This is a genomic window from Collimonas sp. GW821-FHT02H07 (genome assembly GCF_059421505.1).
Map to the genome: position 1 here is coordinate 133,263 of NZ_JBWKVC010000003.1, position 23,150 is coordinate 156,412.

At 58.3% G+C, this 23,150-nt stretch carries 23 protein-coding genes and 1 other RNA gene; 6 read left to right on the forward strand and 18 right to left on the reverse strand.

Annotated features, from left to right (window positions below):
* Positions 1-20: 20 nt before the first annotated feature.
* Entirely contained in the window at positions 21-734 is a 714-nt protein-coding gene (locus AC07V8_RS06720) for a heavy metal response regulator transcription factor (protein WP_211470360.1), read from the forward strand.
* Positions 731-2,128: a heavy metal sensor histidine kinase gene (locus AC07V8_RS06725; protein ID WP_494679547.1), complete on the forward strand. Its 1,398-nt coding sequence runs from the start codon at positions 731-733 to the stop codon at positions 2,126-2,128. Before AC07V8_RS06720 ends, AC07V8_RS06725 begins: the two co-directional genes overlap by 4 nt.
* 117 nt (positions 2,129-2,245) lie before the next feature.
* Here the strand turns inward: AC07V8_RS06725 and ffs are convergent.
* Both ffs and ubiD read right to left on the reverse strand, forming a co-directional pair.
* An RNA gene (gene ffs / locus AC07V8_RS06730) (signal recognition particle sRNA small type) lies at positions 2,246-2,344 on the reverse strand.
* Positions 2,345-2,455: 111 nt separating this feature from the next.
* The gene (ubiD, locus tag AC07V8_RS06735) at positions 2,456-3,940 is read right to left on the reverse strand and encodes a 4-hydroxy-3-polyprenylbenzoate decarboxylase (protein WP_494679548.1); all 1,485 of its coding nucleotides are present in this window, start codon (positions 3,938-3,940) and stop codon (positions 2,456-2,458) included.
* Positions 3,941-4,431: 491 nt separating this feature from the next.
* Between ubiD and AC07V8_RS06740 the strand changes: the two genes are divergently transcribed.
* Entirely contained in the window at positions 4,432-5,478 is a 1,047-nt protein-coding gene (locus AC07V8_RS06740; protein ID WP_494679549.1) for a transglycosylase SLT domain-containing protein, read from the forward strand.
* Positions 5,479-5,697: 219 nt separating this feature from the next.
* Here the strand turns inward: AC07V8_RS06740 and AC07V8_RS06745 are convergent, their stop codons facing one another.
* The 6 genes from AC07V8_RS06745 to AC07V8_RS06770 form a co-directional block, all read right to left on the reverse strand.
* A complete protein-coding gene (locus AC07V8_RS06745; RefSeq protein ID WP_494679550.1) occupies positions 5,698-6,420 on the reverse strand; it encodes an ABC transporter ATP-binding protein in 723 nt (240 codons plus the stop codon).
* On the reverse strand, positions 6,420-7,190 hold the full coding sequence (locus tag AC07V8_RS06750; RefSeq protein WP_211445090.1) for an ABC transporter ATP-binding protein: 771 nt from the start codon (positions 7,188-7,190) through the stop codon (positions 6,420-6,422). Before AC07V8_RS06750 ends, AC07V8_RS06745 begins: the two co-directional genes overlap by 1 nt.
* Positions 7,191-7,199: 9 nt before the next feature.
* The gene (locus AC07V8_RS06755) at positions 7,200-8,414 is read right to left on the reverse strand and encodes an ABC transporter permease subunit (protein ID WP_494679551.1); all 1,215 of its coding nucleotides are present in this window, start codon (positions 8,412-8,414) and stop codon (positions 7,200-7,202) included.
* Between the two features lie 13 nt (positions 8,415-8,427).
* On the reverse strand, positions 8,428-9,357 hold the full coding sequence (locus AC07V8_RS06760) for a branched-chain amino acid ABC transporter permease (protein WP_325670816.1): 930 nt from the start codon (positions 9,355-9,357) through the stop codon (positions 8,428-8,430).
* 599 nt (positions 9,358-9,956) lie between these two features.
* Positions 9,957-10,889: a 4-hydroxy-3-methylbut-2-enyl diphosphate reductase gene (ispH, locus tag AC07V8_RS06765; RefSeq protein WP_494679552.1), complete on the reverse strand. Its 933-nt coding sequence runs from the start codon at positions 10,887-10,889 to the stop codon at positions 9,957-9,959.
* 25 nt (positions 10,890-10,914) lie between these two features.
* The gene (locus AC07V8_RS06770) at positions 10,915-11,370 is read right to left on the reverse strand and encodes an FKBP-type peptidyl-prolyl cis-trans isomerase (RefSeq protein ID WP_061942446.1); all 456 of its coding nucleotides are present in this window, start codon (positions 11,368-11,370) and stop codon (positions 10,915-10,917) included.
* A gap of 98 nt (positions 11,371-11,468) precedes the next feature.
* Between AC07V8_RS06770 and radC the strand changes: the two genes are divergently transcribed.
* The 3 genes from radC to rpmG all read left to right on the forward strand — a co-directional run bounded on the left by radC (position 11,469) and on the right by rpmG (position 12,706).
* Positions 11,469-12,143 (forward strand): RadC family protein, encoded by a 675-nt coding sequence (gene radC / locus AC07V8_RS06775; RefSeq protein WP_494679553.1) that lies wholly within the window; start codon positions 11,469-11,471, stop codon positions 12,141-12,143.
* Between the two features lie 136 nt (positions 12,144-12,279).
* Positions 12,280-12,516, forward strand: coding sequence for a 50S ribosomal protein L28 (rpmB, locus tag AC07V8_RS06780; protein WP_006463730.1), 237 nt, complete (start codon positions 12,280-12,282; stop codon positions 12,514-12,516).
* Positions 12,517-12,538: 22 nt separating this feature from the next.
* Positions 12,539-12,706 carry a 50S ribosomal protein L33 gene (gene rpmG, locus AC07V8_RS06785; RefSeq protein ID WP_009667251.1) on the forward strand — a complete coding sequence of 56 codons (168 nt, stop codon included), beginning with the start codon at positions 12,539-12,541 and terminating at the stop codon, positions 12,704-12,706.
* A gap of 206 nt (positions 12,707-12,912) precedes the next feature.
* On the opposite strand, the gene AC07V8_RS06790 is transcribed toward rpmG, so the two are convergent.
* The 10 genes from AC07V8_RS06790 to tssJ all read right to left on the reverse strand — a co-directional run bounded on the left by AC07V8_RS06790 (position 12,913) and on the right by tssJ (position 22,898).
* Positions 12,913-14,106: a DesA family fatty acid desaturase gene (locus AC07V8_RS06790; RefSeq protein ID WP_199110726.1), complete on the reverse strand. Its 1,194-nt coding sequence runs from the start codon at positions 14,104-14,106 to the stop codon at positions 12,913-12,915.
* Positions 14,107-14,240: 134 nt separating this feature from the next.
* Positions 14,241-15,611, reverse strand: coding sequence for a mechanosensitive ion channel family protein (locus AC07V8_RS06795; protein WP_494679554.1), 1,371 nt, complete (start codon positions 15,609-15,611; stop codon positions 14,241-14,243).
* Positions 15,612-15,705: 94 nt separating this feature from the next.
* Positions 15,706-16,959 carry an RsmB/NOP family class I SAM-dependent RNA methyltransferase gene (locus AC07V8_RS06800; protein ID WP_494679555.1) on the reverse strand — a complete coding sequence of 418 codons (1,254 nt, stop codon included), beginning with the start codon at positions 16,957-16,959 and terminating at the stop codon, positions 15,706-15,708.
* Positions 16,960-17,082: 123 nt separating this feature from the next.
* Complete coding sequence (purN, locus tag AC07V8_RS06805) at positions 17,083-17,706, reverse strand: phosphoribosylglycinamide formyltransferase (RefSeq protein ID WP_494679556.1); 624 nt, start codon at positions 17,704-17,706, stop codon at positions 17,083-17,085.
* 48 nt (positions 17,707-17,754) lie between these two features.
* Complete coding sequence (locus AC07V8_RS06810; protein WP_494679578.1) at positions 17,755-18,213, reverse strand: barstar family protein; 459 nt, start codon at positions 18,211-18,213, stop codon at positions 17,755-17,757.
* Positions 18,214-18,576 (reverse strand): guanyl-specific ribonuclease, encoded by a 363-nt coding sequence (locus tag AC07V8_RS06815; protein WP_494679579.1) that lies wholly within the window; start codon positions 18,574-18,576, stop codon positions 18,214-18,216.
* Positions 18,577-18,753: 177 nt separating this feature from the next.
* Positions 18,754-19,962 carry a patatin-like phospholipase family protein gene (locus tag AC07V8_RS06820; RefSeq protein ID WP_494679557.1) on the reverse strand — a complete coding sequence of 403 codons (1,209 nt, stop codon included), beginning with the start codon at positions 19,960-19,962 and terminating at the stop codon, positions 18,754-18,756.
* A gap of 143 nt (positions 19,963-20,105) precedes the next feature.
* Entirely contained in the window at positions 20,106-20,897 is a 792-nt protein-coding gene (icmH, locus tag AC07V8_RS06825) for a type IVB secretion system protein IcmH/DotU (protein WP_494679558.1), read from the reverse strand.
* Complete coding sequence (tssK, locus tag AC07V8_RS06830; RefSeq protein WP_494679559.1) at positions 20,894-22,240, reverse strand: type VI secretion system baseplate subunit TssK; 1,347 nt, start codon at positions 22,238-22,240, stop codon at positions 20,894-20,896. Before tssK ends, icmH begins: the two co-directional genes overlap by 4 nt.
* 58 nt (positions 22,241-22,298) lie before the next feature.
* On the reverse strand, positions 22,299-22,898 hold the full coding sequence (gene tssJ, locus AC07V8_RS06835) for a type VI secretion system lipoprotein TssJ (protein ID WP_494679560.1): 600 nt from the start codon (positions 22,896-22,898) through the stop codon (positions 22,299-22,301).
* Positions 22,899-23,150 lie beyond the last annotated feature (252 nt).

Sequence of the window (23,150 nt, forward strand, 5' to 3'; positions counted from 1 at the left end):
GAACAGGAGACCCGCAGCACATGAAAATCCTGATCGTCGAAGATGAACTGAAGACCGCTGACTACCTATGCAAGGGACTGACCGAGCAAGGCTGCGCGGTCGACGTCGCCCATGACGGGATCGATGGCCAGCACCTGGCGCTGCAGCACGATTACGATGTGATCGTGCTGGATGTCATGCTGCCCGGCGTCGACGGCTTTTCGGTCTTGCATGCGCTGCGTGAAATCAAGCAGACCCCGGTCATCATGCTGACCGCGCGCGACCGCGTGGAAGACCGCATCAAGGGCCTGCAGGGCGGCGCCGACGATTACCTGGTCAAGCCGTTTTCTTTCCTCGAACTGCTGGCGCGCCTGCAGGCGCTGACCCGGCGCGGGCGTGCGCTGGAGCCGGCGCAGCTGCGGATTGCCGATCTGCAGATCGACCTGATCAGCCGCAAGGCCTATCGCGCCAATGTCCGCATCGACCTCACCGCCAAGGAGTTTTCCCTGCTGGCGGTGCTGGCGCGGCGGCAAGGCGAAATCCTGTCGAAGACAGCCATCGCCGAACTGGTGTGGGACATGAACTTCGACAGCAACACGAATGTGGTCGAGGTCGCCATCAAGCGCTTGCGCGCCAAGATCGATGCGCCGTTCAGCCTTAAGCTGCTGCACACCATACGCGGCATGGGCTATGTGCTGGAACCGCGCGAGCCACGCGAAACGCACGAAACGCACCATCACGAGAGCCAGGGATGAGACGCTCCATCAAAGTCCGCCTGGTGGCGATGTTCGCACTGGCCGCATTGCTGATTTTCTCGCTGATCGGCAGCGCCCTGTACGGCGTGCTGCAGCGCGAACTGGCGCGCCATCAGCACGATGAGCTCAGCACCCGCTTTCTCGACACCCAGTACATGATCCAGCACAACGGCGATCCCGCGCGCTGGCCCCGGGTGCAGGCCAAGCTGGACACGCTGACGCCGGCCGACGGCAGTTTCCGCTACTGGGTGCTGAGCGACGATCCGCGCTTCCAGTATGGCAAGGATTTGGCCGACATCGAAAAGATAGACCGCAATCCTGACGGCATGGGCAACCTGATGCTGCGCGGCCGCGAATATCCGCTGCGTACCTTGACCAAGGCTCTGCCGCCGTTCGGCGAAAGGCCCGCGGTCAGGCTGATCGTGGCGGTGGATGCAGCGCCTTACATGCATACTCTGCGCGCCTTCATGATCGCACTGGTCGGCCTGTCGCTGCTGGGCGTGATGCTGGTGATGCTGCTCGGCTACTGGATTGCGCAAGTGGGATTGCGGCCGTTGAAGCAGTTGTCCAGCGCGGCGCAGTCGCTCGGCCCCAAGACGCTGTCGCAACGCTTGCAGATTGCGCCGCTGCCGGGCGAACTGTCGGACCTGACCGCCGCGTTCAATGGCGTGCTGGAGCGTATGGAAGCCGCCTACAACCAGCTGGAGGCGTTCAATGCCGACGTCGCCCACGAACTGCGCACACCGCTAGCCAACCTGATCGGCGAGACCCAGGTGGCCTTGTCGCGCCAGCGCACCGCACCGCAATTCGAGGAAGTGCTGCAATCCAACCTGGAAGAGCTGGAGCGTTTGCGCTCGATCATCAACGACATGCTGTTCCTGGCCCGCGCCGATCAGGGCGAAGCCGCCACCAGCCTGATGCGCACCTCGATCGCGCAGGAAATCAACAAGACCGTGGAGTTCTTCGAGTTTGTGCTGGATGAGTCGAAAATGACGGTCAAGGTGGATGGCGACATCGGCGCCGAAGCCTCGATCGAAACCTCGCTGTTCAAGCGCGCCATGAGCAATCTGCTGCATAACGCGATCCAGCATTCGACGCCCGGTGCGGCGATTGTGGTCACCATCACGCAGGAGCCGGCAGCGATCGGAATTGCCGTTTCCAACCCCGGCAAGCCGATTGCCGAGAACCATTTGCCGCGGCTGTTCGACCGCTTCTATCGCGTCGATGCCGCCCGCAACGACAAGGATCAAAGCCAGCTGCACGGCCACGGCCTGGGGCTGGCGATCGTCAAGGCGATCGCCAAGATGCACGGCGGCGGCGTGTTTGCCGACAGCGTGGCAGGCATGACGACTATCGGCTTCAGCATCCCTGCCGCGGACCCAGCAGCGCACTGAGCCAGCCTGAGGCTTGCCTGGGCGATAACGGTCGCGGCTGACAAACTGGCAATCAACCGATGGCCCAACGTTGGGGAGGTGTTGCTGAGAAAAACCGTGCGGAATAATACTGAGGATAGAGGCGAGCCTTGTCTGCGGCACTTGCAGGAAATGGCTGTGGCTGCTTCGTTCCCGACCTGACCAGGTTGACCACGCCACAATGCGCAGGGGCCCGCCGGGGTGAATTATACCGCATTGCGTCATTGGCGGCAGCGCTTTTCACAGCTTTTTGGCAGGCGCTGCCGTTTTCCACACTATTTATATGCAAACTTTCCTGCCAATCCGGATTTACAGGCCCAGCTCCTGCCAGATCTGGTCTACCCGCGTCTTCACCTCGTCCGTCATGCTGATGGTGCGGCCCCACTCGCGGCTGGTTTCCCCCGGCCACTTGTTGGTGGCGTCTATCCCCATCTTGCTGCCGAGGCCGCTCACCGGCGAGGCGAAGTCGAGATAGTCGATCGGCGTGTTATCCACGATGGTGGTGTCGCGGATCGGATCGACGCGGGTGGTGATGGCCCAGATCACTTCATTCCAGTCGCGGATATTGACGTCCTCGTCGACCACCACGATGAACTTGGTATACATGAACTGGCGCAAAAAGCTCCAGACGCCGAACATCACCCGCTTGGCATGGCCGGCATACGCCTTCTTCATCTGCACCACCGCCATGCGGTAGCTGCATCCTTCCGGCGGCAGGTAGAAATCGGTGATTTCGGAAAACTGCTTTTGCAGCAAGGGGATGAACACTTCGTTCAGCGCTACCCCCAGCACCGCCGGCTCGTCCGGCGGCTTGCCTGTATACGTAGAGTGATAGATAGGCGATTTGCGCATCGTGATGCGGTCGATGGTGAATACCGGAAACCAGTCCTGCTCATTGTAGTAGCCGGTGTGGTCGCCATAAGGCCCCTCCAGCGCCATCTCGTAACCGGACGGATGCGAAGGATCGGGATTGATATGCCCTTCCAGCACGATCTCGGCCGAGGCCGGCACCCGCAGCTCGCTGCCGATGGCCTTGACCAGCTCGGTACGGCTGCCGCGCAGCAGGCCGGCGAACTGGTATTCGGACAAGCTGTCCGGCACCGGCGTCACCGCACCTAATATAGTAGCGGGATCGGCGCCCAGCGCTACCGCCACCGGATACGGCTTGCCGCCGGTGGCGATCGCGTGCTCGCGGAAATCCAGCGCGCCGCCGCGATGCGCCAGCCAGCGCATGATGACCTTGTTGCGGCTCAGTACCTGCTGGCGGTAGATGCCGAGGTTCTGGCGCTTCTTGTGCGGCCCTTTGGTGATCACCAGGCCCCAGGTGATCAGCGGCGCGACGTCGCCTGGCCAGCAGTGCTGGATCGGCAGCTTCGCCAGGTCGACGTCGTTGCCTTCCCAGACGATGTCCTGGCATGGCGCCGAGCGCTGCTCCTTGGGCGCCATGTCCCACAACGACTTCACCAGCGTGCCGAGGCCGAGGATATCTTTAAAGCCCTTCGGCGGTTCCGGTTCTTTCAGCGACGCCAGCACGTGGCCGATGCGCCGCAATTCGCTGACGTCGTCGGCTCCCATGCCTAGCGCGACGCGGCGCGGCGTACCGAACAGATTGCCTAGCACAGGTATCGAATGTCCTGTCGGATTCTCAAAAAGCAGCGCCGGACCGCCGGCGCGCAAAGTGCGATCGCAGATCTCCGTCATCTCCAAATAAGGTGAAATCGGCGTTGAAATCCGTTTTAGCTCGCCGATTTGTTCCAATTTGATAACAAAATCACGTAAATCTGAATATTTCATGGATTCTTACAATCTTTATGAATGTTGATTCGACAATTAAGGCTTCCCAGCGAAGTGCTTGATTTTATTGGCTCGCAGCGGTAAACCGGCATATTCTTTATACATAAAAGTTATGTATTTTATTTTTTATAGTATTGACTTGATATAAACAGCCCCCTACAATGCGCCCAGCTTGAAGCAGTCGCAGCGCCCAAAAAGCGCTTTCATGACGGCTCTCAATACTCACGGGATCGGGGTCCCACATGACATTTTAAGGAGTGTTTTCAAAAGGCGTCAGCCTTCTCCCCCGAACAAGTTGTTTGCCAGCGGCACGGCGCATTTCTGCAGCCGACCAGCTTGGAGCTGCATAAGCGCAAACAGCAACGACGTCTGGCATGACGCACACGGCATGCGAAGCCAGGCGATATTGATTACGGTGCACGCAGCTTCAGTATCTTCGCCCCCGCTGTTCCAAGGGGGCTGCATGCGCCGCGACGATTCTGGAGGTTCAATTGTTAGCAAGATCTACCAAGGTATTATCTAGTTGGGCTACGCCCGGATATTTAAGAAAACTCAGCAGCGAATCGATCAACGGCGCTATCAACAGTGCGCTGTTCGCCCGCGACACCGTCGGCGGTCTTATCGCCACCACACGCGTCACTATCCTGTTCAGCGGCATCCTGGCCCTGATCGGATTCAGCACCATGCTGATCAAGCCGGATCTGGCCCTCAAGCTGCAAAGCCTGCCGCTGTTCGCCAGTAGCGCTCCGCAGCCGGCAGCGCCGCAAGCGGCTGCGGCTGTTACCGTTCAGGCAACCGCTCCAGCGGCCGGCAAGAATGTCGCCAGCCTGACCGTGCCGGTGCCCAGCGCAAACATGAATCACCTGCTGCACATGGATGGCTTGCCCAAGGCAGTCAAACCGCTCGACAACTCGCGCCAGCAGCAATGGGTCACCAACTGGCTGTCCAAGCGTTATCGCGTCGCCGGCGACGCCACCAACATGTTCGTGACGACCGCCTACAAGACCGCACGCGAAACCAAGCTGGATCCGCTCCTGATCCTGGCCGTGATGGCGATCGAGTCGGGCTTGAATCCGTTTGCCGAAAGCCCGGTTGGCGCGCAAGGCCTGATGCAGGTCATGTCGAAAGTGCATGAAGACAAGTTTGAAAGCATGGGCGGCATCAAGGCGGCGCTGAATCCGACTGCCAACATCAAGGTCGGCTCCATGATCCTCAAGGACTACGTGACCCAGGGCGGTTCGGTCGAAGCAGGCCTGAAGCGCTATGTCGGCGCCGCAGCCTTCGCCAACGACGGCGGCTACGGCTACAAGGTATTGGCTGAATATCGCCGCCTGCAAGACGTCGCCATCGGCAAGAACGTGCCTTCGACCGGTTCGACAGCGCCAATCGCGACGCCTAAGGCGCGTCCGATACAAGCCGTTGCGCCTGGCGACGCCGCCACATCGACTCCGGCCGAAGCTGCGGTCAGCGTGCCGGACGCCATCGAACATCGTATCCAGCAATCTGACAACCAGCACAATCCGCTGCCTCTGACCTAAGCACTCCGGCGACGGCAAGCTTCGGCTTCGGCATCGCAAACCAAGCCCGCCTCTTCCCCAGGCGGGCTTTTTTTCGTGCTTAGCGCCGCCCGCCTCTCCTTCCACGATCTCGCCAGCCTGAAAATACAGTGACGCATGAATAAATTGATAGCAACAAGAAAAAGGGGGACTGGCACGAATGCCTAGTCCCCCTCTTTTTGCAAATCAGGCAACCCGAGCTTATTCGCCCAGATAGGCCGCCTTCACCTTAGGATCGTCCAGCATATCCTTGGCGTTGCCGCTCATGGTCACCAGGCCTGAATCCATCACATAGGCGCGGTGCGCCGCTTCCAGCGCCAGCTTGGCGTTCTGCTCGACCAACAGGATCGTGATTCCTTGCGCGGAAACGTTGCGGATGACTTCAAAGATCTTTTCCACCATGATCGGCGACAAACCCATCGACGGCTCATCCAGCAGCAGCAGCTTGGGATGGCTCATCAATGCGCGCGCCATCGCCAGCATCTGCTGCTCCCCGCCGGACAAGGTGCCGGCCATTTGGGCGGCACGCTCTTTCAGACGCGGGAAGACGGTAAACCATTTTTCGATATCGGCCGCGATGCCAGCCTTGTCGTCACGGGTATACGCGCCCATCAGCAGGTTTTCCTGGATGCTCATGCGGGTGAACACGCCACGCCCTTCCGGCACCATCGCCAGCTTTTGCTTGACCAGGTTGAACGAGGTCGTACCCTTGGTGTGCTCTCCCAGGTAGTGCATCTCGCCTTCGACTTTACATTGCGGCAAAGTCCCGGTGATGGCTTTCAGCGTGGTGGTCTTGCCGGCGCCGTTGGCGCCGATCAGCGTCACCAGTTCGCCTTCGTTGACGTCCAGGTTGATGCCCTTGACCGCCTGGATGCCGCCGTAGGCGACTTTCAGGTTGCTGACTTTCAGGATATTGGTTGCCATTAGTGACCACCTCCCAGATAGGCTTCAATCACGGCCGGGTTCTTCTGGATTTCGGCAGGCAATCCTTCAGCAATCGGCTTGCCGTAGTCCAGCACGGTCAGGCGGTCGCACAAGCCCATCATCAGCTTGACATCATGTTCGATCAGCAAAATGGTCTTTCCTTCATTCTTGATTTTCACCAGCAGCTCGCGCAGCGCCAGTTTTTCGGTGGCGTTCATGCCGGCTGCCGGCTCGTCCAACGCCAGCAATTGCGGATCGGTAGCCAGCGCCCGGGCGATTTCGAGGCGGCGTTGATCGCCGTAGGACAAATGCCGCGCGGTACGCTCGCCGAAACGGCCGATGCCGACGAAATCCAGCAATTCCTGCGAACGCTTGCGGATAGCCAGCTCTTCCGTGCGCGCCGCCTTGTGGCGGAACACAGCGCCGAACAGGCCCTGCTTGGTACGCACGTGGCAACCCACCATGACGTTTTCCAGCACGGTCATCTCGCCAAACAGGCGGATGTTCTGGAAAGTACGGGCAATCCCGGCCTTGGCGACTTCATGCGGCGCCGAAGGCGAGTATGGCTTGCCGGCCAGCTCGAAAGAGCCGGTATCGGCCTGGTACAAGCCCGTGATGACGTTAAAGAACGTCGTCTTGCCGGCGCCGTTAGGACCGATCAGGCCATAGATCTGGCCCTTCAGGATCTTGACGTTGACTTCGGACAAGGCCTGCAAGCCGCCGAATCGTTTATTGACGCCGGAGATATTTAAAATAGTTTGTGCGCTCATGTGATCTCCTTAAGCCTCTACCACGCCGGTCGCCAGCGTAGGTTTATCGATATCGGCATCCGGCCGATCCTCGTGCTTAGGCGCAGGCCACAAACCGGCTGGACGGGTCAACATGATGACTACCATCGCCAGGCCGTACAACAGCTGGCGCAGCACTTCGGCATCGATCAGCACCTTGCCGAAAACAGCCATCTGCATCGGCTCCACGGTGTGCCGCAGCACTTCAGGCAATGCCGCCAGCAATATGCCGCCCAACACCACGCCCGGGATATGCCCCATGCCGCCCAGCACCACCATCGCCAGTACCGCGATCGACTCGGTCAAAGAGAACGATTCCGGCGAGACGAAGCCCTGGAACGAGGCAAACATGGCGCCAGCGACGCCGCCAAACGAGGCGCCCATCGTAAACGCCAGCAGCTTCATGTTGCGGGTATTGATGCCCATTGCCTTGGCCGCGATTTCGTCTTCACGTATCGCCACCCAGGCACGGCCCAGGCGCGAGTTCTGCAAGCGGATCGAAATAGTGATGATTGCGATGCACAGGATGAGGAACAGGAAGTAGTAGGCATTCACCGATGGCAGGCTGAAACTGCCCAGCTGGACCGTGGCATTGGAACCGCGCTCCCCTGCCAGCGAGACGCCGAAGATGCGGATAGGATCGATCAGGTTGATGCCCTGCGGACCGTTGGTGATGTTCACCGGCGCATTCAGGTTATTCATGAAAATCCGGATGATTTCACCGAAACCGAGTGTCACGATCGCCAGATAATCGCCCCGCAGCTTGAGTGTCGGAGCGCCGAGAATGGCGCCGAACATCCCTGCCAGCGCCGCTCCCAGCGGCACGATCACCCACAGCGACAAGTGAATGCCGTTCTGGACAATTTCCGGGCCGCAGATCATCACCAGGAAATTGCCGATGGCCGGATAGGTATTGACAAACGACTCCAGCACCGAAGCAAACTGCGGCGATGCCAGCAAGCCGGTCATGTAAGCGCCGATCGCATAGAACGCGATGTAGCCGAGATCGAGCAGGCCGGCAAAACCGACCACGATGTTCAAACCTAGCGCCAGCATGATGTAGAGCAGCGCGAAGTCCATGATGCGGACCCAGGAATTACCGAAATTGGCGGCAATGAACGGGAAGATCACGAACAGGATAGCGAGGGCAACCAAGCTGGTGTAAGCCTTGGTCGGATTCTTTTTGGTGTCGAAGAAACTTGCCATATATCCTCCCCGATCAAGCGCGGTCAGCCACACGTTCGCCCATGATGCCGGACGGACGCAAGGTCAACACAATGATCAGCACGATGAAGGCAAAGATATCCTGGTAGTTACTACCGAAGAAGTTGCCGGTCAGGTCGCCGATATAGCCAGCTCCCAGGCTCTCGATCAGGCCCAGCAGGATACCGCCCAGCATGGCGCCGTAGATATTGCCGATACCGCCCAGCACCGCGGCGGAGAATGCTTTCAAGCCGGGCACGAAGCCCATCGCGAACTGCGCGGAAGAGTAGTTGGCGCCCCACATCACGCCGGCGACGGCAGCCAGTGCGGCGCCGATGGCAAAGGTCATGACGATGACGCGGTTGGAATCGACCCCCATCAGGCCGGCGACCCGCGGATTTTCCGCGGTGGCGCGCATGGCGCGGCCCATCTTGGTTTTTTCAACCAGCATCACCAGGCCGAACATCGAAGCGGCAGCCAGCACCAGCAGCATGATCTGCGTCGGCGAGATCAGCGCGCCGAAGATATGCACCGGATCGGACGGCATGACTTGCGGCACCGGCAGCGGGCTGCGGCCCCAGATCATCATGGCGAAAGTCTGCAGCAGGATGGAAACGCCGATCGCAGTAATCAGCGGCGCCAGGCGCGGCGCATTGCGCAACGGCCGGTAGGCAACCCGCTCGATGATCAGGCTGACAATGACGCAGACCGGAATGGCGCCGATGATGGCAATCGCCAGCTGGACGATGCCAGGCAGGCCGGGAGCGACATGCTGCAGCAGCTTGAGGATGGACAAGCCAACCATCGCGCCTATCATCAGGATATCGCCGTGGGCGAAGTTAATCAGGTTCAGCACGCCATATACCATCGTATAACCGAGGGCAATCAACGCGTACATGCTTCCCAGCACCAAGCCATTGATAACTTGTTGGATAAAGATATCCATAATTTCCTTTGTGTGTTTCGGTTCAAATCGGTCAGAACACTATTGCGACCATCTCAGAGGCTGCACAGCAAAAATCATTCCCGATACAAAAACGGCACCCTGGAGAAGTCCTGGTGCCGTGGGGATGCGCCCTTCCGCCTAGCTGGAAAGGTAATCTGGCATTGCGTGAATAGCCGGAATATGAAGGATGAACGGGGTACACATATTATTTGTCTCCTTATACGTCTTTATGTAAAAACGTTTTTATCTTAAAGCGCCTTGTCTCGGTGGACAAATGCACCATGACCGTGCAGATTATAGCTAACGTTAAGCGATAAGCAACTCCGACGGCACTACAATATTACCTCGCTGAAGGCGGTTCGGCACAGCCTTTTACAATCAAACTTCAGCGCCGCAATGATAGCGAGGAAAACAAAAAACTATCGATGGAAAAGTGGGATTTATTCGGAATATAATTTCGCGCCAGAATGAGGCATCAGGGCCTTTGCGCAACGATTTTCCGGGGACGTTTGACACGGTAACAAACCGCTGCAAGGCTGCAATCGCCCATGACAATCGGCAGATTCTCATGGGTAATCATGCAAGCCGCCAGTTTCGCCTCAGACGCGCGCCAGCCCCTTGGGCATCGGAAAAGTGACATTTTCTTCCGCGCCGTCGAGCGTGCGTACGCTCTTGGCGCCATAGGCTGTCAGGCGGTCGATTACCGCCTGCACCAGGATCTCCGGGGCGGAAGCGCCGGCAGTGACGCCGATGCGAGTCTTCCCTTGCAGCCAGCCGGGATCGATCTGTTCGGCGTTATCCACCATGTAGGCCGTGGTGCCGCGCTTCTCGGCCACTTCGCGCAGGCGGTTGGAGTTGGAGCTGTTGGGACTGCCGACCACGATCACCACGTCGACCTGCGGCGCCATGAACTTCACGGCTTGCTGACGATTGGTGGTGGCGTAGCAGATATCGCCCTTCTTCGGCTCGGTGATCAAGGGGAAGCGCTGCTTGAGGGCGGCAATCACGTCCGCCGTGTCGTCCACCGACAAGGTGGTCTGCGAGACATAGGCCAGCAGCTCAGGATTCGCCACCTGCAGCTTGTCGACATCGGCCACGGTCTCGACCAGATGCATGCCGCCTTCGGTCTGGCCCATGGTGCCCTCGACTTCGGGATGTCCTTCGTGGCCGATCATGACGATTTCACGGCCCTCGCGGCGCATCTTGGCGACTTCCATGTGGACCTTGGTGACCAACGGGCAAGTGGCGTCGAACACTTTCAGGCCGCGCATTTCGGCTTCTTCCTGCACCGCCTTGGAAACGCCGTGAGCAGAAAAAATCACCGTATTCCCGGCCGGCACGTCGGCCAGCTCTTCGATGAAAATGGCGCCCTTGTTGCGCAAGTCCGCCACCACGTAGGCATTGTGAACGATCTCGTGCCGCACATAGATCGGCGCGCCGAACTGTTCCAGCGCGCGTTCGACGATTTCGATCGCGCGGTCGACGCCGGCGCAAAAGCCGCGCGGCTGCGCCAGCAGAATTTCTTTATTCATAGTCATATCCATTCAATCGGCGCACTTACAAGATGCCGATGATCTTTACTTCAAACTTGAGCGACTGGCCGGCCAGCGGGTGATTGAAATCGAACAAGGCGCCCTGTTCGTCGATCTCGCGCAGCACGCCGGCGAACTGGCCGCCGCCCGGCGCCGCAAACTCCACCAGGTCGCCGATGCGATACTCCTCGCCCAGCTGCGAGTTCTGGCGCAGTGTGGCGCGCGAAACGCGCTGGATCAGCTCAGGATTGCGCGGGCCGAAAGCCTGCTCCGGCGGCAGGTCGAAGGTTTGGTGCGTGCCTTCCGGCAAACCAAGCAGGCAGGTTTCCAAGAACGGCGCCAGCTGGCCCATGCCGAACTGCAAAGTAGCCGGCGACTCCTTGAAGGTGCTGACAATATCCTCGCCCTCTTGCGAAGCAAGACGGTAGTGCAAGGTGAGATAGGAGGCTTCGGTGACAACCGGCAGGGACAAGTTAGACATAATTAGGTAAAAACACCATTAACAAAAAGGCAATCGTTCATCTGAAGATGATATTGTAAGCCACCTTGGACAAGCTGACGCGCTTAGAGGGACTTACCATGCCAATTACCGACTGGCCCGCCGATCAAAGACCGCGCGAGCGCCTGATCAAATTCGGGCCGCAGGCGCTTTCCGATGCCGAACTGCTGGCTGTATTCCTGCGCGTCGGCGCCGCCGGCAAAAGCGCGGTCGACTTGGGGCGCGAGATGAGCAGTCATTTCGGCTCGCTCAACCGGCTGCTCTCCGCCTCTCTGGACGAATTCTGCGCCATCAACGGCCTCGGCCCCGCCAAATTCGCTCAGTTGCAAGCGATACTGGAACTGGGACGGCGTTCGCTGGCAGAGGAGCTGCAATCCGGCACCAGCTTCGACGCGCCAGCTGCGGTAAAGCAATACCTGCAGCTGTTGCTGACCAACAAACCCTACGAGTCTTTCCTGGTATTGTTCCTCGACGTCAAGAACCGCCTGATCTGCGCCGACGAATTGTTCCGCGGCACCCTCACCCACGCCAGCGTCTACCCGCGCGAAGTGGTCAAGGCGGCGCTGACGCACAATGCCGCCAGCGTCATGCTGGCGCATAATCATCCCTCCGGCACGTTGGAGCCCAGCGCCGCCGACCACAAGTTGACGCAAACCTTGAAGCAGGCGCTGGACCTGATCGGCGTCAGGGTGCTGGATCATTTCATCGTCGCCGGCACCCAGGTGCATTCGTTTGCCGAGCACGGCCAGCTGTGAAATCCTTCAAAAACAAATTGTTAAATCTTCGAACGCGCAGAAGACACAATTATTTTCTGCAAGTCGTTGAAAAATCTCATTTTTTTATATATACTCTCCTTTTTTCCAGTTTCGGAAATCTTTTAGGAGTAAAAACATGGCACGTGTCTGCCAAGTCACCGGGAAGGGGCCGATGGTCGGCAACAACGTTTCCCATGCAAACAACAAGACGAAACGTCGCTTTTTGCCTAACTTGCAAAATCGCCGCATTTTCGTTGAGTCTGAAAATCGCTGGGTCTCCCTGCGCTTGTCCAACGCCGGCTTGCGCGTGATCGACAAAATCGGCATTGATGCCGTGTTGGCCGATTTGCGCGCTCGTGGCGAAAAAGTCTAACTAGCAGAATAAAGGAAGAATCATGGCGAAATCAGGCCGCGACAAAATCAAGCTGGAATCGACCGCAGGTACAGGTCATTTCTACACCACTACCAAGAACAAGCGTACAACGCCGGAAAAAATGTCGATCATGAAGTTCGACCCGAAGGTTCGTAAGCATGTTGAATACAAAGAGACCAAGATCAAGTAATTGATCCGAGCTCCGAAAAGCCCCGCAAGGCATGTTCCTGCGGGGCTTTTTTACGTCCGCGGCAAACCGCCCTGCTGCGAACAGCTTTGGAGAGCAGCCGCAGCACAGGAATTCCAGACGAAAAAAAACGGTCCGATTTGCATGGACCGTTTCACGGGTAAAGACCGCTGTCGCAATGACAGCGGCGAGCCGTCTTTTATTTCAGATCAGGAGTAGCTGCGCAGGCGCAGCGAGAAATCCTGCAGCGACTTGATGCCGGAAGCCTCGGCACGTGCGCACCAGTCTTGCAGCTGATGCAGCAACTGATCGCGCGTGAAATGCGAACGCTCCCAGATCGCACCCAGCTCAACCCGCATTTCGTGCATGGTTTGCAGTGCTTTGCTATGCAGGAACAGCTCAGTCAACTGCTGCTTTTGCGGCGCTTCCAGCTTGGTCGGCTCGCGTTGCAGCAATTTCTTCGATGACTTGAGGAAACCGGCGCCCAGCTTGGCCTTGTCGGTCAGGTGACTGCGCTCTTCGTGCCAGGCGTTCTTCAGCGACTTGGCATATTTGGCCATGACGTCGTAGCGATTGGCGATCACCGATTGCAAGGTATCCAGGTCGGGCACCAGCTTGGCATGGTTGAATTTCGGCGCAGGCGCAACTTTCTTGACCTTGGCCAGGCCGCAGATTTCCAGGATCCGGATATACATCCAGCCGATGTCGAACTCGTACCACTTCGACGACAGCTTGGCCGATGTGCCGAAAGTATGGTGGTTGTTATGCAGTTCTTCGCCGCCAATGATGATGCCGAACGGGATGATGTTGGTGGCGGCGTCATTGCAATCGTAATTGCGGTAGCCCCAGTAGTGGCCGATGCCGTTGATGATGCCGGCGGCGGTGATCGGAATCCACACCATCTGCACTGCCCAGACGCTCAGGCCGACGACGCCGAACAGCAGCAGGTCGATGAACAGCATGGCGACGATGCCGTAGGCGCTGTGCTTGGTATACAGGTTTCTCTCGATCCAGTCGTCCGGTGTGCCATGGCCGAATTTTTCCATGGTTTCCAGGTTCTTCGATTCAGCGCGGTACAGCTCGGCGCCTTCCCAGAATACTTTCTTGATGCCGCGCGTGACCGGGCTGTGCGGATCTTCCTCGGTGTCGCATTTGGCGTGATGCTTGCGATGAATCGCCGCCCACTCCTTGGTGACCATGCCGGTCGTCAGCCACAGCCAGAAACGGAAAAAATGACTCGGAATCGCATGCAGATCCAGGGCGCGGTGCGCCTGGCCGCGGTGCAGGTAGATAGTCACCGCAGCGATTGTAATGTGCGTCACGACCAGCGTGAACACGACCACTTGCCAGGCGCTTGCACCTGTTACGCCATTCGACAAGAAATCGAGAATTGCATTGAACACTATGTGTACTCCATGTGTAATGAATGATTACGCCACTGCTTGTTTTAATGTCTGATTTGCAGTGTGATGCGGGTAAGTTGACGGGTAGTTACCGACCAATTACCCGAAATTCGACTGCAATTGTACCCTGAATATCAGCCGTTTTTAGGTTTCGGCGAATCAACCGGGCCATCTAATTGCAAATCCTGTTGCGTATCTGAGTGAAAATTACTTTTATGCAATTCATCCTCGTACACCTTGATCTCCCGTTTCACGTGAGCAACCTTAATCTGGTGGGCTTGCAGCACGCGCCAGATCGCCCGGTTAACATCTGACAACACGTTCAGGCGCCCGTTCTCGGGATCGGTGATCCAGAATCCGATCTCTAGCTCTAGCCCGTCCGGACCGATCTTCAGCAACAAGGCTTGCGGCAACACTTCATGCGAGACGCGCTCCACCTCCAGCGCCGCCTGCTCCAGCATGGTCAGTATGCTTTCGACATCATCCTGATAGACGATCGTCACTTGTGTCGCCAGCCGCAGGATGCGGTTGGTCAGCGAATAGTTCTGCACCGAATTGATCATGAAGATCTCGTTCGGGATCACCGTATCGATGCCGTCCAGGCCTTGCAGCACCGTATAGCGGCTATTGATCTGCACCACCTTGCCGTAGAACGTGCTGACGCCGACCATGTCGCCGATCGCCAGGCTGCGCTCAAGCAGGATCACGAAGCCCGATACATAACTGCTGGCGATTTTCTGTAAACCTAGCCCCAGCGCCACACCCAGCGCGCCGCCGAACACCGACAGCACGGTCAGGTCGATACCCACCAGCGACAGGCTGAGCAATACCGCGATCAGGATCAGCACCGCGCGCGCCATGCGCGCCACCACGGTGCGGATCGAGGAATGCATGGTGTTGACCCGCATCAGGCGCTCTTCAATGGTGGCGCCGGCCCACAATGCGATCACCAGGGTCACCAGCACCGACACCAGCGCCTGCATGATGGCCAGCAGCGACACCTTGTAGCGCCCGATCGGCAGCACCGTACTGTCCAGGTAATCGAACAGGTCCGGCCACCAGCCGGTGATATACAGCAGCAGGCCGATCCAGACCAAGGCGCCGAAGCTCTTTTCAAACAGCAGCAGGAAGGTGCCGACGCCGCTGTTGCGCGCAAAAATCCGGCGCAACACGTAGAACACGAAGCGCATCAGCGCCAGCGAAGCCACCAGCGGCACCATCAGGCGCAGGATATTGACCGGCTGGTGCCACTTCTGCAAAGCCAGCTTGACCAGCAACAGCAGCAGGAAAGTCAGGATAGGCGTGAGCACCTTGACGAAGCTGCCCAGGCCGATCTGCATCGCCGGCGGCTGCACGGCGCTCAGCGTGAAAGTACGGCGCAGCAGGCGCGCCAGCACCCAGCCCACTGCTATGCAAAGCAGCAGCAAACCGACTTGCAGCGCCAGCCCGGGCGCGCCCAGGTTGGTCAGCAAATCGTTGAGCAATTCTGTGAAAATATCTGGCATGTGTTAGATACGACGTTGAGTACTTAGCGTCTCGGCGTTCTATCGTGCTGCGCACTCCGGGTCAGCTTGAAACCGCCGGCCCGGAGCGACATGATTACTTGCGCACGAACACCGCGGCAAAGAAGCCGTCGGTCTGGTGCTGATGCGGCAGCAGTTTGAGGTAGTCGCCCATTTCCAGGGGAATTTTCTGTTCGGCCAGCACGTCTTTCATCGGCACCAGCGAAAAATCTTCGTGGCTGGCCAGGAATTGCGCTGCAATCGCTTCGTTTTCTTCGTCCAGCAGGCTGCAGGTGCCGTACACCAGGCGCCCGCCCGATTTCACCAGCCGCGCGGCGCTCGACAGAATCGCGATCTGCTTGGTGTTCATCTCGACGATCGCCGCCGGCGTCTGGCGCCATTTGACGTCGGGATTGCGGCGCAGCGTACCGAGGCCGCTGCACGGCGCATCGACCAGCACGCGATCGATCTTGCCGGCCAGGCGCTTGACCTTGCCGTCGTTCTCATGGGCGATCAAGACCGGATGGATATTGGACAAACCGCTGCGCGCCATGCGCGGCTTCAGTTTCGCCAGGCGCTTCTCGGAAATATCGAAAGCATACAGGCGGCCGGTATTGCGCATGGTGGCGCCCAGGGCCAGTGTCTTGCCGCCGGCGCCGGCGCAGAAATCGACCACCATTTCGCCACGCTTGGCGCCGACGATTTGCGCCAGCAACTGGCTGCCTTCGTCCTGCACTTCAATCGCACCGCTCTTGAACAGCGGCAGGTTTTGCAGGGCCGGCTTCTTGATGACGCGCAGGCCCAGCGGCGCATAAGGGGTCGGCTCGCACAGGATAGGCGCTTCCGCCAGGGCGGCGCTGACATCTTCGCGGTTCGACTTGATCGTATTGACGCGCAAATCCAGCGGCGCCGGCTGGTTCATCGCGTACGCCAGCTCCAGCGTGGCGGCTTCGCCATCGCGCGCCACCAGCTTGTCGAACAGCCATTGCGGCAGGTTGGAGCGCATCAGCGCCGGCATCAGCGTGCGGTCGATTTCGCCGACCCGCGTCAGCCATTCGGTTTCCTCTTCCGACAGACCGCCCAGCGAGTCGACGCCGACCGCATCGGCCAGCCCCAGCAAGGTCATGCGGCGCATGGTCGGACCGTTGCCCGATTCGGCGAAGCTGGTGTAGATCGACTTGTTGCGCAGCAGGCCGTACACCGCTTCGGCGACCACGCCGCGCTCGCGCGAACCCAGCTTCGGGTGCTCGCGGAAATAGTGCGACAAGGTGCCGTCGGCCGGGCCGGTAAAACGTAAAATTTCGCGCAGGACTTCTTCGGTGTGACCGATGATCGCGGGAGGCAATCTCATAATGATTCTTTCTTAAAAATCTGTTTATCGTGCCCGTACGGCAAACGATGGTGATGTGTAGTGAATCACGTGATTAAGTAACGCAACCAAATAACGCAACTAAGAATGTGAATCGGGTTAGCGCTAGTCTGACTGCGCGCTGACATGCACCCGGCCGTCCTCGATAGCCAGGCGCTCTTCGATGAACCAGCGCACCGCACGCGGATATAGCTGATGCTCTTCGATCAGCACCCGCTGCTCCAGCGACTGCTCGGTATCCCCCTCCAGCACCGGCACTGCAACCTGCGCCACGATCGGGCCATGGTCCAGCGTCGGCGTGACGAAATGCACGGTCACCCCATGCACCTTGACGCCAGCCGCCAGCGCTTGCCGGTGCGTCGCCATGCCGGTAAAGCTTGGCAGCAGCGAAGGATGGATGTTCAGCATGCGGCCGGTGTAGTGTTCCACCAGGGGCGCCGTCAGGATGCGCATGAAACCGGCCAGCACCACCAGATCCGGTGCAAAGCCGTCGATCACGACGCGCAAGGCGGCATCGAACTGTTCACGATCAGGATAGTCTTTATTCGCTACCACCGCCGTTGGAATACCTTGGGCGGCAGCAAATTTCAAACCTTCGGCGTCTGCGCGGTTGCTGATCACTGCAGCGATGCGGGCAGGCCATTGTTCGGCTTGAGCGGCGCGGACGATGGCTTGCATATTGCTGCCACGCCCGGAAATCAGGATAACAATGCTTCTCATGGCGCGCATTGTACCCGTTGCAACGCAGTTTTTGAGTAAAACCGGCGGCAAATATTGTTATTGGAATGAATAAAAGACGCGGAAGGCAACTTTCTTGTCAGCCCAGAAATCGGCGCTGTCGCGAAATACGTCGAGCAGGGTTTCGCGCGCTTCCTTGTCGAATTTCTGCGTATTCGGCAGTTGTTCGATTACCACAATAAAACCGGGTTGCGGACCAGCCTTGTGCGCCAGGTCGGTCAGGCAGTCGTGCAGCGCATCGAAATTCTTGCCGAAATGCTTGGGAAACAGGAAAGCATGCGCGATTTTGCCCAGAACTTGCTGTTTAGTCGTCGCTTCCGCACAGTAGGCATACAGGAAATGCTGCCCCAAGCGCTGAGCTTCCGCCTGCAGGTCGGTCACACGGAAGGCGCGGATAGACTGCACTACATTTGGCGGCACGGTTTTAAACAAGCTCATTTTTCCCTCAGCTAGAGCAATGATGGGTTGCTGTTGTGATATCTGGTTCACTCGTCTCAGTCACTCCTGGATGCGTCTGAAGGTTTGATAATGATTGTCCGTGTAATAATATTCACCGGAAGACTGCGGATTGCCGCCCGCAATGATCCGGCGCGCGCCACGGTTGCGGGCACGCGGCGTCTTTACAGTATATTCATGGTAATAACCACGCCGCTGCCTGGGCAACGCCCCCTCATAATTGCCAAATATCACACCGTCCTTGGCATAAGGAAAAGGCCCGCCCTGCTTGATCAACATCAATGTCGTCTGTGCTTCCGAAGGCAGCTGGTCCAGCGCAACAGTGTCCTGCGGCAAGGATTCACGGGCAAATACCTGAAAAGACAGCAGCAAGCCAAGCAGCAACAATATGCCGTTACGCAACATGGCAGCAGCGAAACCGGCATTTAGACCAGGGAAATGGTGCTGGGTTGCGTGGCTTTTCATAAATTTCATATTTCTTGTATATGCGATACCGTAGGGTAACGTGTTGCTGAAAACGAATCAACCCGTATACTTGCGGCGCAATCAAGTGTTGCAATATTTGACAATACAGAACAACTGTTAGGCTGCGCTGCCCAGCGCGGCAAGGGCAGCGCTCTCTGCCGGCCCGAAAAAAGCCGCCACTTCATCGCGTCGCGCCAGGGTATCTTTCTGCCCCATGCGGATCAGCTCACGGGTATAGCCGGATTCGAACAGCAGATACGAGGCCAATCCTCCGCCCTGGATATCCTTGGCGCCAAGGCCGCCCAGCAAGGTGCGAATAGGCAGCGGCAGGCTGCCGAAGTGCTTGGTGGCGATATCGTCGATTTGTTCCGAGGGCGAAATAATCAGCATTTCCACCGGCTTCAGCGGGGTGCGCTGGCGCTGCTCCTCGGTTAGAAAGGAAAGCGTGTGATTGATGCGTTCCAGCCGTTCGATATCCACCGCCAGCCCGTCGAGGAAAATGCTGGACAACGCATGGCTGGCGATCTGCGCCAGGCTCGGATAACTGGCAAAAGTGGGAGAATCGGTCGGCGCTTCCTGGCGGCGGCCGGCGCCGACCACCATGACTTTGCTGGCGCCAAGATGAATCGCGGGAGAAATCGGCGCCAGCTGGCGCATCGAGCCATCGCCGAAAAACTGGCGGCGGCCTTCGCAGAAGATCGGGATCGCAGGAAAAATGAAAGGGATCGCCGAGGACGCCAGCAGATGGCCGACGCCGATCTGGTCCCGCACTGCACGGCGCTGGCTGCGGGTCCAGCCCTGAATCTCGATGGCGCTTTGATAAAAAGTAATGTGCTGGCCGCCGCTATACGACGATGCCGTGATCGCCAGCGCGTCCAGGCTGCCATTGGCCAGCGCCGTGTCGAGCCGTTCCAGGTCGAGCAAGCGGTGCAGCAAGGTGATCAGGGGCGTATTGTCAAGCAGGGAATTAGGCGGATGGGCATGCCATTTGCGCAGCAGCCAGCCGAAAGACAGCAGCGACAGCCAGCGCGCGCCCGAGCGCAGCACGCCCAGCGAATCGGCGCGGTACACCTGCTCCACCGTGAAGTGCTCCCAGACATCCTTCAGCTTTTGCACGCCGAGGCCGAAGTTGTCGACCCGGCACGCCAGCGCCGTCGCGTTGATCGCGCCGGCCGAGGTGCCGCAAATGATATTGAAAGGATTCTGCTCCGACGCCCAGCCATGTTCGCGCAAAATCGACGCTACCGCGTCCATCACGCCGATCTGATAGGCTGCGCGGGCGCCGCCGCCGGTGAGGATGAGGCCGGTTTTTTGTTTTGTCTCCATGAGACAGAAGATTACCAGCAGAAATGTATTACCGCTCTATCCAATTGATGTCCATCGAACGCCTGGACAGCAAACCGGAAAACACCGGCGCCCCCGTTTGCGCAACCGGCCAAAGCCACGGACACATAAAAACCAGGCAACCGTCAAGGCAAGGTAATAGTCAGATTCGCCGCCCGCGGCGCCAGTTTGACGATGTCGCTGTAGCCGGCGATGCTTGATGCGGTGGCGCGCGACAGCATGGTGTTCAAGCCGAAATAGCCGCCCAGTCCGATCAGTGCAAACACCGAACACAGCGCCCACAGCGGCACTTCATTGCGCAGCTTGTGGCTGATCTGGTCCGGCCGTTCCCAGTGCGGCGCGAAACCGGCGCTTTTGCCTTTCATGCGGGCGATTTCGTCGCCCAGGCGCGCGGTCAGGTAGTTCAGTTTTTCCGGGCCTTCGATGATGTATTTCCCCTGGAAACCGAGCAGCAGGCACATGTGGAAAACTTCCAGCGCCTGCAGGTGCAAGGCGCCCTTCGCGCGCAAGTCTTCCAGGCGCGTGAAGAAGTGTTCGCCGGCCAGCTGGTCGCCGAACAGGATCAGCTGCAGCGGCCGCCGCGCCCACGATTCGCGGATGCTGAATTGCGAATGCAGGATGTTTTCATCGACCGCCGCGCAAAACGCGTACTTCGCCGCGTGCACGTCTTCCGCCGAAACATCCAGCTTTTTTGCGCCGCGTTCAAAGTCGCTCAGGAAGCGCTGCATCTTGGCCGTGAAGCCGGCTTCGTCGACCGGCGAGCAACGGTTCTTCAGCAGGAACAGGGCGTAGAAACCGTCGTACATCAGGTCCAGCAAGGAATTGGCCGAGCTGCTGCTGTCCGGCGCTGCATACGGGCCTTGGCCCTGGCCGGAAGCCATGTCGCCAAGCAGGGATGGGGCTGAAGTTCTATTCATGATGTAACCGCTAAGAGCTCAAGTTTAAGGTCGTTGATGCCGGATGGCACGTAGATCGAAATCGATTGCGCCTGCAACATGCGGTCGTACAAGGCGCCCTTGTTTTCCAATGCAAAATAATAGGTGTCCGGACGCACCGGCAGCGCCGCCGGAACTTGCGGCGAATGCGACAGCTTGACGCCGGGCATCGCTGACAGCACGAATTTATCGACGTCGTCAGGTGCGCCGATCTTGAAGCGCAGCGGTACGATGTCGACCAGTTCGATGGCCGGCATGCTGGCGTTGACCGCCAGGTAGAACGCAGTCTTGTCGTCGATCTTGCCGGAGTCGAGCATGCCGTGATGATGCGACGGCTTGTTTTCCGACAGCGCGATGGAGAAATAGCGCGATGAAATCACGGTGTCCAGCAACTCGCGGATGATGGCGTCCAGCTTGGCGAAACATGGGCCCGGGTCCTGATGCTGGTAAACCGGCAGGTCGGACAGCGCGTAGCTCTTGGAAAACGTCATCAGCGCGCCGGCCAGGCTCAGCAATTGCTCGTACAGGCGCTCCGGATGAAACGCCGGATTATGGAAATAGTGCGTCAGTCCGGCAAATGCCGAACTGGCCGTATGCAGCAGCCAGAATGAAGAAATATCGCCGGAACGGAATTCGATGACATTCTTGCTCGGCTCACGGTGATGGCCGTACAAGGCGCTGACCTTGGCTTGCAATGCATCCATCAGGCGCCGCAGCTGGATGTACAGCGCAGGAGCGCTGCGGATGGTCAGGCTGGGCGCCACGAAAGTCGGATCCGGCTCAAAGCCGCCGGTAGAGATGCGGCGCAGCTTGATCAACGGAAAACTGATGAGGGAGTCGCGCGGCTCCATTTCCGACACCAGCCGCACCGATTTCTTCAAATAGGTCAGCTCCGCTTCCGCCGCCTGCGTAAAGAGGTCGGCGGTGGCCGCATTGTTCTGCGCATAACGGGTGGCGTTGCTGGTCTGGCCCAGCGGCGAGAAATTGCCGCCGAAGCCCTTCATGTAAGGCAGCGCCGCGTAATAGGTAATGGTTTGCTGGGCGTGCGGGATATTGGTCAGGTCGACCACTTCCGGCAGATCGTCGGCCTCGGGCGCCTTGTAGATTTCGCCATCCTGGAAAATCACCGACAACTCTGACAGCCGCAAGGTGTTGTTGGCCAGCGCATCGCGGTCCAGTTGCACCGACAGCACGCCCCAGGCATACGGATGCAAGGCATTGGTGGTTTCATGCAGGCGATTCTCGTGATAGCGGTCCTGCTGCTGGAAATGCTGGGGACGCAGGAACAAGCCCTCGCCCCATAAGATTTTCGATGTTCGATTCACGTATTTGACTCACATGTAAATTTATTCAAACCACCATCATGCAGTTGCAGGCAAAGAACTAACCGCACGGAGCCGGAGTTAAAAACTTGCTGGCGCCGACGTCTTCCGCCACCGTGACGCCGGTGCCGACCGTCAACGCGCACGCGTGCGCGCCCAAGGTTATACCGGATTTCTCAGCCTGTTCCGCCGGGAAAGTCAGTTTCCAGCGCTGCGCAGCCGGTTTACGGAACAAGGCGACAACGCCGACGAAACCGGCTTCCCTAGTGACCTTTTCGCTGACTTCATAACGCTGTCCAGGCACCAGGGTGATTTCCTTGACTTCGATCAGATCCGCGCCCAGCACATCCTTTTCTTTCTGCGGATTAGTAAATGTATCGTAAGTTGCCTGTTGGAATGCACCATTTTGTCTTAACTTATATACTCTGGCCACCAGCGCCAGCGGCGCACCGCCACTGTCGGCATTCAGGTTGGACCCGGCGTGCAGCTTGATGGCAACGGTCCTGGGCGGCTTTTGGGCATCCGGAACTTCGGGCTTGGTGATGCCTGACATCTGCAATACCGAGCTGGCAATCGAACCGACCGCCGAGACGGCGCCGGCAGCGCAGCCGGCCAGGCTCAATACGGCGGCAAGCGAAGCCAAGAGATAAAGTGGTCGCATTAACATTAATTATCGTCTTTATTTGAGTTGCAAAAATGCTGAATAGACAATACTGTCAGGATTAACATTTTATTACTTATTTATACAAAACAACAACACTACACTAGTTGCCGCCTAGACATATAGTATGGGTCTGGACTAAACTTGTTGCAATGGTGTAACCAAAGTTAACAAATTTTGATGTAGATTGGCAATATGATATCTGCATCTGCCTGGTTTTGTTAAGATTTGGGCTATTTAAAAGTTGCCACA